At 62.5% G+C, this 14912-nt stretch carries 17 protein-coding genes; 5 read left to right on the top strand and 12 right to left on the bottom strand.

Annotated elements, in window-relative coordinates; translation table 11 throughout:
* Window positions 1-8: 8 nt before the first annotated feature.
* The 9 genes from NKI35_RS03300 to NKI35_RS03260 form a co-directional block, all read right to left on the bottom strand.
* On the bottom strand, window positions 9-1337 hold the full coding sequence (locus NKI35_RS03300; protein WP_352738533.1) for an FMN-binding glutamate synthase family protein: 1329 nt from the start codon (window positions 1335-1337) through the stop codon (window positions 9-11).
* Window positions 1338-1343: 6 nt separating this feature from the next.
* Window positions 1344-2072 (bottom strand): GltB/FmdC/FwdC-like GXGXG domain-containing protein, encoded by a 729-nt coding sequence (locus NKI35_RS03295; RefSeq protein WP_023684434.1) that lies wholly within the window; start codon window positions 2070-2072, stop codon window positions 1344-1346.
* A 4-nt stretch (window positions 2073-2076) separates the two neighbouring features.
* Complete coding sequence (locus NKI35_RS03290) at window positions 2077-2973, bottom strand: class II glutamine amidotransferase (protein ID WP_352738531.1); 897 nt, start codon at window positions 2971-2973, stop codon at window positions 2077-2079.
* A gap of 84 nt (window positions 2974-3057) precedes the next feature.
* On the bottom strand, window positions 3058-3375 hold the full coding sequence (locus tag NKI35_RS03285) for a hypothetical protein (protein WP_023740644.1): 318 nt from the start codon (window positions 3373-3375) through the stop codon (window positions 3058-3060).
* Window positions 3372-4061 carry a hypothetical protein gene (locus NKI35_RS03280; RefSeq protein WP_352521240.1) on the bottom strand — a complete coding sequence of 230 codons (690 nt, stop codon included), beginning with the start codon at window positions 4059-4061 and terminating at the stop codon, window positions 3372-3374. The genes NKI35_RS03285 and NKI35_RS03280 overlap by 4 nt, the downstream gene beginning before the upstream one ends.
* Window positions 4062-4103: 42 nt before the next feature.
* A complete protein-coding gene (locus NKI35_RS03275; protein WP_023696629.1) occupies window positions 4104-5498 on the bottom strand; it encodes an APC family permease in 1395 nt (464 codons plus the stop codon).
* Window positions 5499-5512: 14 nt separating this feature from the next.
* Window positions 5513-5674 carry a hypothetical protein gene (locus NKI35_RS03270; protein WP_023668546.1) on the bottom strand — a complete coding sequence of 54 codons (162 nt, stop codon included), beginning with the start codon at window positions 5672-5674 and terminating at the stop codon, window positions 5513-5515.
* A 27-nt stretch (window positions 5675-5701) separates the two neighbouring features.
* The gene (locus NKI35_RS03265) at window positions 5702-6079 is read right to left on the bottom strand and encodes a hypothetical protein (RefSeq protein ID WP_023668545.1); all 378 of its coding nucleotides are present in this window, start codon (window positions 6077-6079) and stop codon (window positions 5702-5704) included.
* Window positions 6080-6107: 28 nt separating this feature from the next.
* The gene (locus NKI35_RS03260) at window positions 6108-6395 is read right to left on the bottom strand and encodes a hypothetical protein (protein WP_352738529.1); all 288 of its coding nucleotides are present in this window, start codon (window positions 6393-6395) and stop codon (window positions 6108-6110) included.
* Between the two features lie 286 nt (window positions 6396-6681).
* On the opposite strand from NKI35_RS03260, the gene NKI35_RS03255 reads away from it, so the two are divergent.
* Genes NKI35_RS03255 through NKI35_RS03240 form a run of 4 tightly spaced genes read left to right on the top strand, consistent with a single transcriptional unit; the run spans window position 6682 to window position 10466 of the window.
* On the top strand, window positions 6682-7815 hold the full coding sequence (locus NKI35_RS03255; RefSeq protein ID WP_352738527.1) for an aminomethyl transferase family protein: 1134 nt from the start codon (window positions 6682-6684) through the stop codon (window positions 7813-7815).
* A 42-nt stretch (window positions 7816-7857) separates the two neighbouring features.
* Window positions 7858-8454: a dimethylamine monooxygenase subunit DmmA family protein gene (locus NKI35_RS03250; protein WP_023668542.1), complete on the top strand. Its 597-nt coding sequence runs from the start codon at window positions 7858-7860 to the stop codon at window positions 8452-8454.
* The gene (locus NKI35_RS03245; protein WP_352738525.1) at window positions 8451-9416 is read left to right on the top strand and encodes a PDR/VanB family oxidoreductase; all 966 of its coding nucleotides are present in this window, start codon (window positions 8451-8453) and stop codon (window positions 9414-9416) included. Before NKI35_RS03250 ends, NKI35_RS03245 begins: the two co-directional genes overlap by 4 nt.
* Window positions 9417-9425: 9 nt before the next feature.
* Window positions 9426-10466, top strand: a complete 1041-nt coding sequence (locus tag NKI35_RS03240; RefSeq protein ID WP_023684426.1) for a heme-dependent oxidative N-demethylase family protein — start codon at window positions 9426-9428, stop codon at window positions 10464-10466.
* Window positions 10467-10635: 169 nt separating this feature from the next.
* On the opposite strand, the gene NKI35_RS03235 is transcribed toward NKI35_RS03240, so the two are convergent.
* On the bottom strand, window positions 10636-11349 hold the full coding sequence (locus NKI35_RS03235; protein ID WP_352738523.1) for a helix-turn-helix domain-containing protein: 714 nt from the start codon (window positions 11347-11349) through the stop codon (window positions 10636-10638).
* 265 nt (window positions 11350-11614) lie between these two features.
* On the opposite strand from NKI35_RS03235, the gene NKI35_RS03230 reads away from it, so the two are divergent.
* Window positions 11615-12973, top strand: a complete 1359-nt coding sequence (locus NKI35_RS03230; protein ID WP_352738521.1) for a trimethylamine monooxygenase — start codon at window positions 11615-11617, stop codon at window positions 12971-12973.
* A gap of 40 nt (window positions 12974-13013) precedes the next feature.
* Here NKI35_RS03230 and NKI35_RS03225 read toward each other — a convergent pair whose 3' ends face one another.
* Both NKI35_RS03225 and NKI35_RS03220 read right to left on the bottom strand, forming a co-directional pair.
* Complete coding sequence (locus NKI35_RS03225; RefSeq protein WP_352738519.1) at window positions 13014-13808, bottom strand: hypothetical protein; 795 nt, start codon at window positions 13806-13808, stop codon at window positions 13014-13016.
* 296 nt (window positions 13809-14104) lie between these two features.
* Window positions 14105-14905 (bottom strand): hypothetical protein, encoded by an 801-nt coding sequence (locus NKI35_RS03220; RefSeq protein ID WP_352738517.1) that lies wholly within the window; start codon window positions 14903-14905, stop codon window positions 14105-14107.
* Window positions 14906-14912 lie beyond the last annotated feature (7 nt).

Raw genomic sequence — 14912 nt, 5'->3', positions numbered from 1 at the left:
TATGTTTTTTAGAAGCCGTTTTTCCCCGGTATCCAGTTGGTGCCGGCCAGCGGCACGCCGGCCATGGCGGCGGCTTCGATGGTGAGGGCTACGAGATCCTCGGGCTCGAGATTGTGCAGGCTGTTCTTGCCGCAGGCACGCGCAATGGTCTGCGCCTCCAGCGTCATCACCTTGAGGTAGTTCGCGAGACGCCGTCCCGCGGCGACCGGATCAACCCGCTTCATCAGTTCGGGGTCCTGCGTGGTGATGCCCGCGGGGTCGCGGCCCTCGTGCCAGTCGTCATAGGCCCCGGCGGTGGTGCCGAGCGCATTGTACTCCGCTTCCCAGCGCGGATCATTGTCGCCGAGTGCGACCAGCGCTGCCGTGCCGATCGACACCGCGTCCACGCCGAGCGCCAGCGCCTTGGCGACGTCGGCGCCATTGCGGATGCCGCCGGACACGATCAGCTGCACCTTGCGGTGCATGCCGAGATCCTGCAGCGCCTGCACCGCCGGCCTGATACAGGCAAGCGTCGGCTGGCCGACATTTTCGATGAACACTTCCTGCGTCGCCGCCGTGCCGCCCTGCATGCCGTCGACGACGACGACATCGGCGCCGGCCTTCACCGCAAGTGCAGTGTCATAATAGGGGCGGGCGCCACCGACCTTGACGTAGATCGGCTTTTCCCAGTCGGTGATCTCGCGTAGTTCGAGGATCTTGATCTCGAGATCGTCCGGCCCGGTCCAGTCGGGATGGCGCGAGGCCGAACGCTGGTCGATGCCTTTCGGCAGCGTGCGCATTTCGGCAACGCGGTCGGAGATTTTCTGGCCAAGCAGCATGCCGCCACCGCCCGGCTTGGCGCCCTGGCCAACGACCACTTCGATGGCGTCGGCGCGGCGCAAATCCCTGGGGTTCATGCCGTAGCGCGACGGCAGGTACTGGTAGACCAGTTGCTTGGAATGGCCGCGCTCTTCCTCGGTCATGCCGCCGTCGCCGGTGGTGGTCGACGTGCCTGAGAGTGTGGCGCCACGGCCGAGCGCTTCCTTGGCCGGGCCGGACAGCGACCCGAAGCTCATGCCGGCAACGGTGATCGGGATTTTCAGCTCGATCGGCTTCTTGGCATAGCGCGAGCCCAGCACCACCGACGTGTCGCACCGCTCGCGATAGCCTTCCAGCGGATAGCGCGAGATCGAGGCGCCGAGGAACAGCAGATCGTCGAAATGCGGCAGCTTGCGCTTGGCCCCGGCGCCCCTGATGTCATAGATGCCGGTCGCCGCGGCGCGGCGGATTTCGGAAAGCGTGTAGTCGTCGAAGGTCGCGGATTTGCGCGGCGTCGTCGGCGGGTTGTTGTAGGTCATGCTGCCTCAATACGCGTCGGCGTTGTCGATATTGAAATTGTAGAGCGTGCGCGCCGAGCCGTAGCGCTTGAATTCCGACGGCTTGACGCCGGTGACGCCGGCGCGGTCGAGCAGGCCCTGCAGCAGTGCGATATGCTCGGGCCGCATCTCCTTGGCGATACAGTCGGCACCCAGGCTCTCGACCTTGCCGCGCACGAACAGCCGCGCCTCATAGATGGAATCGCCAAGTGCGTCGCCGGCATCGCCCAGCACCACCAGATTGCCGGACTGCGCCATGAAGGCCGACATGTGGCCGATATTGCCGTGCACGACGATGTCGATGCCCTTCATCGAGATGCCGCAGCGCGAGGATGCGTTGCCCTCGATGACGAGCAGCCCGCCCTTGCCGGTGGCGCCGGCATACTGGCTGGCGTCGCCCTTGATGACGATCGAGCCCGACATCATGTTTTCGCCGACGCCAGGCCCGGCCGAGCCGTGCACGGTGATCGCAGCGCCGTCATTCATGCCGGCGCAATAATAGCCGACGCTGCCGCGCACATCGATGCTGACCGGCTGGTCGACGCCGACCGCAACCGAATGGCTCCCCTTGGGGTGCAGCACTTCCCACGCCGTCTCGTTGGAACCGGGCGTCAGATTGTGCAGCGCCTGGTTCAGCTCGCGCAGCGACGACACATCGAGATCGAAGACCCGGGACGCCTGGTCTTGCGCCGCCTTCGAAAGTTTGGTTGCCGGCATGGGCTCAATGCTCCCAGAAATAGACGGTTGCGGGTTCCGGTTCCCAGACCCTCGCATTGTCTATGCCGGGCAGTTTGGTCAGCGCGCGATATTCCGAGCCGAAGGCGACATACTGATCGGTCTCGGCCATGACGGCGGGCTTGCAGGCGATCGGATCGCGCACCACGCCGAAACCGTTCTTGGTGCCGACGACGAAGGTGAAGAAGCCGTCGAGGTCGGACAGCGTGCCTTCCAGCGCCTCGCCGAGGTTCTTGCCATGCGCCATCTGCGACGAGAGATAGGCGGCGGCGACCTCGGTGTCGTTCTCGGTCTCGAATTTCATGCCCTCCCGCACCAGCTCGCGCCGCACATTGTTGTGGTTGGAAAGCGAGCCATTGTGCACCAGGCACTGGTCGGCGCCGGTCGAGAACGGATGCGCGCCCATAGTGGTGACGGCCGATTCCGTCGCCATGCGGGTATGGCCGATGCCATGCGTGCCGGTCATCGAGCGGACGTCGAAACGGTCGACGACCGCTTCCGGCAGACCGACTTCCTTGTAGATTTCCACCGCTTCGCCGGCGCCCATGATGCGCACGTCGGAGCAGATTGACTGCAGCGCTTCGCGCGCGGCATCGACCTTGTCGGGCGCGGTTCTCAACACTGCATGGGTGGACTTCACCGCTATGCTCACCGGCGCGCCGATGGCCTTCGCGAGTTCGGCGTCGAGGCCGCGGAAATCGCGCTCGGGCTTCGCCGACTGGATGGTGATCTTGGCTTCATTCCTGGAAGGCGCGCCATAGATGGCGATGCCGGCGCTGTCGGGGCCGCGATCGCTGAGCGATATCAGCATCTGCGACAGCATCGAGCCGAGCTGCGGCTCAAGCGACTTGTCTTTCAGAAAAAGTCCGACGATTCCACACATGTCAGCCTCCCGGCGTTACCACTAGACGATGATGTATCGAATGCGTCGTGCGAATTCAATCATATGAAAAAAATATTCCTGTAGTTACGTATCCGGCTCGATGCGGCCTTGTGAACTATCGCCGCCGTCGCGGGCGCTGTGAATCCATGTGGCGGTGCGGATGCGGGCTATTCTGTAGGCATCGAGGATCGACAGCGCATAGATCAGGAAGCCGCCGGCGTGGCGGCCGACGAAGCTGGCATCGGCCGGCGCGATCTTGGCCGTCACCCAGGCGAGGATCACCATGAAGAACAGGAACTGCAGGCCGCGCACGGGCACGCCCAGAATGACGTGGCCGCTGGCCGGTAAGACGAGGGCAGCGCCGAGCACCAGATACGGGTTTGTCGGTGCGGGTGCGCTCATGCGACCTGCCTTTCCTGTCGGTTGATGGCATCGCGCAGCACTGAGGCCGAGGTCAGCAGTCTCTCGACCAGCGTTGGATCCAGCCTTGCGCCGCCGAATGCGGCCTGCCGGAACACGCCGTAGCGCGCCCGCTCGGCCTCGGCCAGCAGCCAGACGATGCGCACGCCATTCGGGGTGATTAAAAGTTCCTTGGCGCGGCCTTCGGCAAAGATGTCGAGATGGCTGGCGATGAGGTTCTGCGGAAAGCGCGCCGCCCTGAGGTTGGTTCGCAGCACCGCTTCGGCCGGGAAGCCGGGTGCCTTCGGCAGTGTGTGCTGGAGGTGGTCGAAATTGGAGAAGGTCGTCGGCGAGCCCGGCCGCATCATCATGTCGAAGGTCGCCGGCACCGCAACCGGCTCTGTGATCGTGACACTCAACCATCGCGCCGGCAGCTTTCGCGTCGCCAGCGTGTCGACGATGGTGCGCAGCTGCACGCGCTGTCCGTTCCACGAACCCGCCCAGGTGACAACGCCGGCTGTGTTATCAGAGACATCAACGGCATCTGTGATGACGGTCCGGCTGCTGGCTGCCTCGGCTGCAAGATCAGCCTTGGCCTTTTTGCGGCTGGCGCGCGCATGCCAGGCGAGGTGCAGGACGAGAGCCACGGCGACCGCCCCGGCCAGCAATGCTGTCGTCACGTCAGACACCTCGTCACGCCATGCCCGCCCAGACCGGCAGGCCCTCTCCTGTCAATAGCCCTGCGGCTTCGGCCACGGCATGGTGAACTGGTCGCCGCGGCGCACATAGCGGTAACGGTAGAAGTGGAACCACAGCGAGATCAGGAAGTAGAAGGCGACCATGGCGATCAGCTGCGTGCCGTAGCCGAGGAAGATCGCAAAGAAGGTCACCACGCAGAGGCAAAACAGCACGATCGCCGGGATCGGGTGGAACGGGTGCGTATAGCCGCGGCGGATCGTGCCCAGCGGCCACTTTTTGCGGAACATCATGATGTTGATGCTCATGAAGGTGTATTGCAGCACGCCCGACAGGATCGAGAAGGTGATCGCCTGGTTGAGGTCGGCAATGAAGGCGAAGGCGAGCGCGATCGGCAACAGGAACAGGATCGAGCGATAGGGCGTGCGGTATTTCGGGTGCACAGCCGAGAACCAAGTCGGCAGATAGCGGTCGCGTCCAAGCGAGAACCACGCGCGGGCCGCATCGTTGATACAGCCATTGGCCGACGCCAGTGCCGCGAGCAGCGTGGCGATGAACAACAGGTTTTCCAGCAGCGGGCTGCCGGTCAGCTTGCCGGCGTCCCACAGGGGATAATAGGTGATACCGAGGTACTCCCAGGGCATCAGCGAGGCGCAGACATACCAGGTCATGGCGGCGGCGATCAAAAGCGTGATCATGCCGGCCATGGTTCCGTAAGGCAGCGAACGCGCCGGCGAGCGCACTTCCTCGGCGGCCTGCGTGGTGCCTTCGATGCCGAGATAGTACCAGATGCCGAACTGGAAGGCCGCGATGACGCCGATCCAGCCATAGGGCAGCGCATTGCCGGGGGTGACCAGCTCGTTGAGCTTCAGCACAGCACCCTGCGTCCACGGGCTGACCGAGAAGAACAGGATAACGATCGAGACATAGGCTATCGCCGTGATGACGAAGTTGACGTTGAGCGTCATCAGCACGCCGCGATAGTTCAGCCATGCCAGCACGACGATGGTGGCGGCAATGAAGGAGTTGTGGGTGAGCCCTTCGACGCCGGCCTTGGCGACGATGGTGTCGCCGAGCAGGATGGCGTCCGAAACCTCCAGCATGGTGTAGGCAAAGACCAGGAACAGCGCGACGTTGAAGGCCATCAGGGGCCCGACAATGTGCTTAGCCTGCGCGTATTGGCCGCCGGCGGCGGCAACCGTCGATGTCACCTCGGAGTCGATCATGGCGACCGAAGTGTACAAGAGCCCGACCACCCAGCAGACGATCAGCGCCGCCAGTGCGCCGCCCTTGTCGGCCGAGAAATTCCAGCCGGTGAATTCGCCGACCAGCACGATGCCGACGCCAAGCGCCCAGACATGGGCGGGGCCGAGCACGCGTAGCAGTGAAACTCTGTCGCCGTGTATTGCCGGTTCAAGCGTGATCGTCATTGTTCAATCCCCACTCAGATCCGGTGTTTTTCGGAAGCGGCTTCAAGCTCGCCTTCGCGCGAGGAAGTCAGCACCTCCTCGGAATAGGTCGTGTCGATCTTGAACCAGTCGTAGAGCATCCACAGCGCAAGCACGACCGAGATGCCCCACGATGCGTAAGAGAGTGCGACCCACATGAGCGTGCTTCCCCAAAATCTCTGGCGTTACTTGTCGTCGAACTTTTCGTTGATGACGTCGCGATATTCGCGGTCGGAGGCGCGGAACAGGAAGACGAAATAGCCGATCAGCACCGCCGCCATGATGATCAGCGTCGGCCAGTCGATGATGTAGTGGAAGCGGTTCTGGATGATGTCGTGCGCGGTCTCCGGCGTATAGCCGAGCTTTTCCCAGATCGAGGCCATGGTCGGGTTCTGTCCCAACGCTTCCCAGGTTTTGGCATCGAGCGCGTCGATGGATTTCGCCGCACCCGCCAGGCCGAGTTTCAATGGCAGCCACAGCGCCACGAAAATGGCGACCACGACGACCACGATATCGAAAATCTGCCCGGCCTTGCCTTGTTCCGGCGGCGTGTAGCGCGACATGACTTCTACCCCTCAGGACGTTCTGTTTTCAGGACTTGCGGTTGCGGGCCGCGTCGGCGTTCTTGATGTCGAGACCGTAGATGAAGTCCTTGTCTTCCTTGTAGTGATTGACCATCGCCAGGATGGCGGCCGTATTGAAGATCAGCACGGCGGCGGCAGCGAGGGCGACGACGATCTTGATCCCGGTGTCCGGGATGTAGGGCCATGTCATGACGAGCACGAAGAGGATCGTCGCCCAAAGGCAGATGATCAGGAGCGCGGATCCGCGCAGGTCGGAACGGTACAGCGCTTCGATGCGCTGCTGCAGGTCTGACATCGGTTTTCCCCTTTTTCCAGCGCCCGACCCCGAATTGGCCGCCCGCTGCCCTCTTTCAACAGAGTGAAATTTTTTTCATAAATTCGGGCCGAATCCAGCAATTGTCAAGCCGATTTTACGTTGGGTTAACCGTTTGTCCCCAGCCGCGAATTTTGCCTGACAATGAAATTATTTGCTTGCGGGTATTGCGGCATCAGGACGTTTGCGATCAATATTCGCCCAAATGCTCTCGCCTCCGCGCAGGGAGCCGGGAACACAATAGAATTTTCGAACGGAGGATTTGCGGATGACGGCGTCCTGGAGATTTTCGACCCTGGCGGATCGCCATCGCGCGTTAGGCTCGAAGCTCGAAGACTGGAGCGGCATGGGCACCGCCTGGACCTACGACAAGGACGCCGACGAGGAATACACCGCCATCCGCACCAGGGCCGGGCTGATGGATGTGTCGGGCCTGAAGAAGGTTCACATCACCGGGCCGCACGCCTCACACCTCATAGACCTGGCAACGACGCGCGACGTGGAGAAGATCTATCCCGGCAAGTCGGCCTATGCCTGCATGCTGAACGAGGCCGGCAAATTCACCGACGACTGCATCCTCTACCGCACCGGGCCGAACGCCTGGATGGTGGTGCACGGCTCCGGCACCGGCCATGAGGAATTGCAGCGCGCTTCCGTCGGCCGCGACGTATCGCTGCGCTTCGACGACAATCTGCACGATCTGTCGCTGCAGGGCCCGACCGCGGTCGACTATCTCTCAAAGCATGTGCCGGGCATTCGCGACCTCAACTATTTCCATCATATGCAGACGCAGCTGTTCGGCCTTCCCGTCATGATCTCGCGCACCGGCTATACCGGCGAGCGCGGCTACGAGATATTCTGCCGCGGTCAGGACGCCGGCACGATCTGGGACAGGATCCTCGACGAGGGCAAGAGCGCCGGCATCATTCCGTGCCGCTTCACCACGCTCGATATGCTGCGCGTCGAAAGTTATTTGCTGTTTTATCCCTATGACAACTCGCAGAAATATCCGTTCGAGAACGAAGGCCCCGGCGACACGCTGTGGGAGCTCGGCCTCGACTTCACCGTCAGCCCCGGCAAGACCGGCTTTCGTGGCGCCGAAGAGCATTACCGCCTCAAGGGCAACGAGCGCTTCAAGATCTACGGCGTGCTGCTCGACGGCAAGCAACCCGCGGATGAGGGCGCGCCGGTCTATCGCGACGGCAAAAAGGTCGGCGTGGTCACCTGCGCCATGTATTCGCCGCTGGTCGAGAAATCGATGGGCATCGCCCGCCTCGACGTCGACTGCGCGGTCAAGGACACCAAGCTCGAGATCCGCAACAAGAGCGGTTCGATCAGGGCGACGGCGCAGCCTCTGCCCTTCGACGATCCCAAAAAGACCAAGCGCACGGCGAAAGGCTGAGGCACAATCGACAGCGAGGGGTTTCGAGGTACGAAGTAGAGAATGGCAGCCAAAACGATCATCAGCCGGCCCATTTACGGAACCCTGTCCCCGCAGCCCGGCAAGCATCATCTTTTCGTGGCGGATGCGGAAGGCGCGCTGGCGATCGTCGATATGGCAAGGACGGCGCCCCCCGGCTTCTTCGACGGCGCCGAAATCGTCTTCATTCCCGGGGCCGACGGCAAGCACGTTGCCGCTCTTGAGGCACTGAAGTCCGCGCAATTTCATGTCGCGCCAACCTTCGCCAGCCTGCTGCCCCGGCTGAAGCAGACGCTTGCCAACGCGCATATGGGCCTGCGCCTCTATCTCGCCGGCACCGAAGGGCTGATCGGCCAGGCCATGCAGGTGGCGCTCGAAGCCGGCATCGATCATACCTCCATGCAGACCGAGCATCGCGGCTCGCTGGCGCGGCGCATGCAGTGCGTGCATTGCAAAGGCATCACCGAAAATGTGACGACGCAGCCGGCCACCTGCGCGCATTGCGGCCTGCTGCTTCTGGTGCGCGATCATTATTCGCGACGGCTGGCAGCATTCCAGGGCGTCTGCATAAATGCCGAGGATCGCTCGGAGATACCTCCCATCGAGGAGGTCTTCCCATGAGCACCGGCACCACCAAGCTCGATGTCGTCGTCAGCGACGTCGTCCCGGTCAACGAACTGGTGACGCGCTTCCATTTCCGCCGCCGTGACGGTGAGCTTTTGCCGACCTTTTCCGGCGGCGCCCATGTCGTGGTCGAGATGCGCGATGGCGACCGCACAAGGCTCAATCCCTATTCGCTGATGGGATCGCCGCTCGACACCCGCGAATACACCATCTCGGTGCGCCGCGACGATGTCGGCCGCGGCGGCTCGCTGTTCATGCACCGGAGCGTCAAGCCCGGCCTGGAGATGGTGGTCAGCTACCCCGTCAATCTGTTCTCGCTCGACCTCAGGGCAAAGAAGCATCTGATGCTGGCCGGTGGCATCGGGATCACGCCGTTCATGGCGCAGACCGCGCAACTCGCTGGGTCCGGCGGCAATTTCGAGCTGCACTACACCTGCCGCACCGCCTCGCTCGGCACCTATGCCGATGTGCTGCAGGAGCGCTATGGCCGTCGCGTCCGGCTCTATCACGACGACCGCGGCGAGCGCATCGAACTCGACCGTCTCTTGTCCTCGCAGCCGCTCGGCACCCATCTCTATGTCTGCGGCCCGGCCGGCATGATCAACTGGGTGCGCGAGCGCGCCGCGGCTCTCGGCTGGCCGGCGGAGACCGTGCACTACGAGCATTTCGCAGCACCCCAGCCCGGCCTGCCGTTCGACGTCACACTTGCCGTCAGCGGCAAGACCATCCGCGTCGGCGAGCAGCAGAGCCTGCTGGAAGCGATCGAGGCCGCCGGCGTCGATCCGCCCTATCTCTGCCGCGGCGGTGTCTGCGGCCAGTGCGAGACCAACGTCGTCTCGTATGACGGCAAGTTCATCCACAACGACCACTGGCTCAGCGAGGAAGACCATCGTTCCGGCTGCAAGATCATGCCGTGCGTGTCGCGCTTCGAAGGCAAGTCGCTGGTCCTGGAAAGATAGGAGGCGAGCTTGGGCATCACCTTTCGCAAGGAAACGTTTCGCGACGATTTCACCTTCAGGAACAGCCCGGAGCACATCAGGCGGTTTCCGTTTCCGTTCCACGAAGACAGCTACATGTATGCGGTCAACATCGAGCCGCATGTCGTCGGTCCCAAGGGCAGCGTGCTGGAAAACCTGATCGACGTCGACGAGCACTATGTCGCCGAGATGCAGGACCGCGCTTTGGTCCTGGCCGAGGATCCGCTGCGTTGCCAGTCGCTGCCGCATATGACGCTGGCCGGCTGGGACCTGCTCGAACTTTTGATGGAGCAACAGGCACTTGGCTACCCCGAGCATTTCACCCTGACCCGCGACGGCGACCGCTGGCGCTGGATCAACCGGCCGCTCGGCATCGACGACACCTTCACCTTCGGCGACACCTCGACACTGCCTTACGGGCCGATGGAGTACATCACCCGCCAGAGCCAGGGCGATTTCTGCATCCTCGATCAGCGCGACGGCAATCTGTGGATGGATGCCGGCATGGTCACCACCCAGGCCGACTGGTCGCTCGATTTCGACATCGGCATGAATTTTTTCGAATGGCACGCGCCGGTGCCGCTGGCGCATGAAAAGGGCATTTTCGTCAGGGCGCTGAAGTTCCTCTCCAACATCCAGCAGGGCAAGCCGGCCCGGCGTCTGAACTGGACGATGACCATAAACCCGCGCCTCGACACCAGCCCGGAGAATTACCACAAATGGGGCCCGGACCGCGCGACGGTGACGCCCGAAAATGTCGGCGACAAGGTGCATCTGCGCGTCGAACTGCAAAGCTTCTGGCGCCTGCCGCGCTCGAACGGCATCGTCTTCCCGATCCGCTGCTATCTCATCAAGATGGACGAACTGGTGACACAGCCGAAATGGGCAAGGCGACTGCATCGTGTGATCCGTGATTTGCCCGAAGAGTTGGCCACCTACAAGGGCCTGACGCGGTATCGGCCGACGCTGCTCGAATGGCTGTCGAAGCTGGATGATGGCAGTGCTACGTCACCGGGGTTCGGGCCGGACTAAAGGCCCCCTCATCCGGCCGCTGCGCGGCCACCTTCTCCCCGAGCGGAGAAGAGATCGCCAGCGCTGACGCCAGACTCCTCTCCCCTCGGGGAGAGGTCGGATTGCCAAGGCCGAATTGCTCTTGCAATTCGGCCTTGACATTCCGGGTGAGGGGGCTGCGGCGGTCCGATTACCCAGCGCTATTCTGCGGATAGCAAATGATCGACAAATACCGCATCGGCAGTTTTGTCAGCTGCTCCGGCCCATGCGGCGCATCGGCGTCGAAGAACAGGCTGTCGCCCGGCTTCATCGGATAGAGGTTGCTGCCGTGCCGGTACACCACCTCGCCCTCCAGCATGTAGAGGAATTCCATGCCCTCATGCTGGAAGGTCGGGAACACATCCGAATCCTCGGTCAGTGTGATCAGATAGGGTTCGACGACGACGCCGCTGGTGTTGGAGCCGATATGGCCGAGCAGATTGTATTGATGGCCGGCGCGGGTGCCGCGGCGCTCGACATCGAGGCCTTCCCCCGCCTTGACGAAAACGGCGCTACGCTCTTCCTCGAAACGCCGGAAGAAGGCGGTGACGGGAACGCCGAGCGCTCGGGAGAGAGCCTGCAAAGTGGTCAGCGACGGCGAGGTGATGCCGTTCTCGATCTTCGAGAGCATGCCCAGCGAAATGTCGGTGGCGACGGCGAGATCGGCGACGGTGATGCCGAGCTTCTTGCGGAAGGCGCGCACCTCGCGCCCGATCGCCACCTCCAGCACCTTTTCGCGGGTATCGCGAATGGCGTGCGGGTTCTGCGTCAGCGGCGCGCGGAGGGTTTTTCCGTCCACGGAGGCCTTTGCCGGTGGCTTTGCCCTTGTCGAAGCAGTCTTGGAGTCGGAACTTGTCTTCGCCATCTCGCCCCCGAATCCCTGTGACTTTATTTCACTCCAGGTGAACATATTCGGTGCCGATACAGAAACGCAACCGCGCAGCAAGCCCCTTAAGTCGAATGGTGTCCGCACCGATTTGCGCCGTCATCCGTTTCCGGAAATCCGCTGGGGCGAAACGCGGTTTCTCCACAAGGCCTGTTGACAGCATCCAAGAGGCAATTACTGTCCTGTGAGTGAAATTTGTTTCGTAAGAGCAATTCCAAAATCGAATGACACCGGGAGGCCTGCCATGAAAACGCGCGTTGCCGTCATTGGAGCGGGGCCATCCGGTCTGGCCCAGCTCAGGGCCTTCAAGTCGGCTGCCGACAAGGGCGCCGAGATTCCCGAAATCGTCTGCTTCGAAAAGCAGTCCGACTGGGGCGGCCTGTGGAACTACACCTGGCGCACCGGCCTCGACGAGCATGGCGACCCCGTCCACGGCTCGATGTACCGCTACCTCTGGTCGAACGGACCGAAGGAATGCCTGGAATTCGCCGACTACACATTCGAGGAGCATTTCGGCCGTCCGATCGGCTCCTACCCGCCGCGCGCCGTTTTGTGGGACTACATCAAGGGCCGCGTCGAGAAATCGGGCCTGCGCAAATGGGTGCGCTTCAACAGCCCGGTGCGCATGGTCACCTTCTCGGACGAGACGAGAAAATTCACCGTCACCGCGCATGACCGCACCAACGACGTCACCTACTCAGAAGAGTTCGACAATGTCGTCGTCGCCTCAGGGCATTTCTCGGTTCCCAACGTTCCCTATTTCGAAGGCTTTTCGACCTTCAACGGCCGTATCCTGCACAGCCATGATTTTCGCGACGCCATGGAGTTCAAGGGCAAGGACATACTGATCATCGGCCGCTCCTATTCTGCCGAGGACATCGGCTCGCAATGCTACAAATACGGCGCCAGATCGATTACCTCCAGCTACCGCTCCAAGCCGATGGGATTCAAATGGCCGGAGAACTGGAAGGAAGTGCCGCTGCTGCAGCAGGTCGTCGGCAAGACGGCGCAATTCAAGGATGGCACCACCAAGGACGTCGACGCCATCATCCTGTGCACCGGCTATCTGCATTCCTTCCCGTTCCTCACGGAAGAGCTGAAGCTGAAGACCGCCAATCGCATGTGGCCGGACGGGCTCTATGAGGGCGTCGTGTGGGAGAAGAACCCGAAACTGTCCTATATCGGCATGCAGGACCAGTTCTACACTTTCAACATGTTCGACGCTCAGGCCTGGTTCGCCCGCGACGTCATCATGGGCCGCATCAAGCTGCCGTCGGGACAGGCGATGGCCGAGCACGGCGCCAAGTGGCGGGCACGCGAAGAGACGCTGGAAGACGCCGAGCAGATGATCTGGTTCCAAGGCGACTACACCAAGCAATTGATGGACCAGACCGACTATCCCGGCTTCGACGTCGAGGCCGTCAACCAGACCTTCATGGAGTGGGAGCACCACAAGGCGGAAGACATTATGAGCTTCCGCGACCACGCCTACCGCTCGCTGATGACTGGCACCATGGCGCCATTGCACCATACGCCCTGGCTGCAGGCGCTGGACGACTCGATGGAAAGCTATCTCCAGGTGAAGGGCGTGGCGGCGGAATAGGTCGGCGTGATGCAAACAATGCGCCGGCACCGGCCCAGTTTCAATTCAGAGGGTAGTCGGGAGCCGCATCGGTCTCCGTCACCTTGACCCACACCAATTCGCTATAATAGGCGCCCTCCGGGCCGGTGCCGTACATAGACAGCCTGTCAGCCATCAGCAGATGTGTCATATCGTTGAGTGCCCGGCCGGTCGGCTCCTCGGGCCAGGCGAAGACGCCGTCGGTTTTGGCGCCGAACCTCACATCGGTGCAGCCGAAATCGATCTCGACCTTCCAGGATAGCAACGGCCTGATATCGCTGGGCGGCGGGCGCGGCGGATCGGGCTGCTCGAAGTGATGGTCGACCGAGACTCTCGTCGGCACTGCCGGCGTGATACCTTTGGCTTTGAAGGAGGCGATGGCGTCGTCGCCAAATCGTGCGAGCAGGCCAGCGTGCCATAACCGGTAGGTCGCGCGGAAAAAGCCGCTGACCCGGATAGATTTGCCGTCGTTGTTGAAGACGTTCACAGCGGCGTAGAAACGGCGCAGTCGTGGCGCCAGCGCCGGCCAGTCGCATTCGGCCGGTGTCCCCGGCGTCGCGATGAAATCGTCAAGCAGATCGCTGCCGCGCACATTGGCGTTCAGCACCGTGCAATCCTCACCATGGATATGCCAGTGCCGCCGGAGCTCGGCTGCTGCGATGCCGGGCTTGCGCAGCTCTTCCACCGAGGCGCGAACCCGAGCAATGGCGTAGGACGTAGCCGCATCCAACGTCTCAAACCCCGAAACCACATGCTCGCCGGTCTTGGCCATGTCGAAGACGACGACAGTAAAAGGTGGTTCGCGCTGATCGGGCATTCGGCAGCAAGCTCAGGCTGGTCGAGGATGAAGCAGCTTTCCGCGCGAAAATGCGTCAAAGTTAAGAGCTGGAGCGCGGCCTGCCATTTCCAGAAGAGGCGAACTCCAGAAGAGGCGAAACCGTCTATCCGAGCCGTGCTTGAGCTTTCGCGGCTCAGGGGTCGAAGACCGACCGCGATGATGTCGATGGCAGGTTGTTGCCAGCCCGCGACAATGCCGGGACCCTGGACCGTGCGATGAACACTTCCTGGCCGAGATCGCGTGTGCCGGCCACGGGGCAGGTGATGAACATCACTTCAATCCAGCGGATAGTCGGGAGGCGCCTCCGTCTCGGTCACTTTGGCGGTTAGTATCTCGCAGTCGTTGGCCCAGTCGGGGCCATCGCCGCGCATGGCCATCATGTCGGCCATCAGCAGGAGCTGCATGGTTCTGAGCGCCCAGTCGGTGGGCTCTTGCGGCCAGGCGAAGACGCCGGCGGCGTCGCCGCCGAACTTCACGTCATGGCAGACGAAACCGACCTCGACCTTCCAGGATCGCAGCGTCACGCCTGGCGGCGGGTAGGGCGGGTCGGGCAGCTCGAAGTAATTGGCGACCATGAGCTTCGTCGGCTCCGCCGGCTCGATCCCCTTGGCCTTGAAGGCGGCAATGGCGTCGTCGCCAAAGCGCTCGAGGAGGCCGTCTCGCGTCAGCCTGTAGGTCGAGCGAAAGAAGCCGCCCGCCCAGACGGATTCGTTGTTGCCGTTGGAGATCAGCAGCGAGGCGCGGAAGCGGCGCAGCCTTGGCGCGAGAACTTGCCAGTTGCATTCGGCCGGCATCGACGGCGTCGCAATGAAATCGTCGAGTAGATCGCTGCCGCGCACTCCGGCGTTCAGCACCGAACAGTCTTCGCCATAGAGGTGCCAGAGCTGGCGAAGCTCAGCAGTGGCGATGCCGGGCTTGCGCAACTCCTCCACCGAGGCGCGAACCCGCGCAATGGCGTAGGACGTCGCCGCCTCCAGCGTCTCAAACCCCGAAACTACGTGCTCCCCGTCCGGCTCGCCGGTCTTGGCCATGTCGAAGACAAGTACGGCAAAAGGCGGTTCGCCGGGATTGGACATTCAACAA

Origin of the sequence: Mesorhizobium sp. M0676 (assembly GCF_040320535.1) — a bacterium.
Taxonomy (GTDB): Bacteria; Pseudomonadota; Alphaproteobacteria; order Rhizobiales; family Rhizobiaceae; genus Mesorhizobium.
Note: the sequence above shows the minus strand (reverse complement) of the source record. Positions and strands in the feature narration are given on the sequence as shown.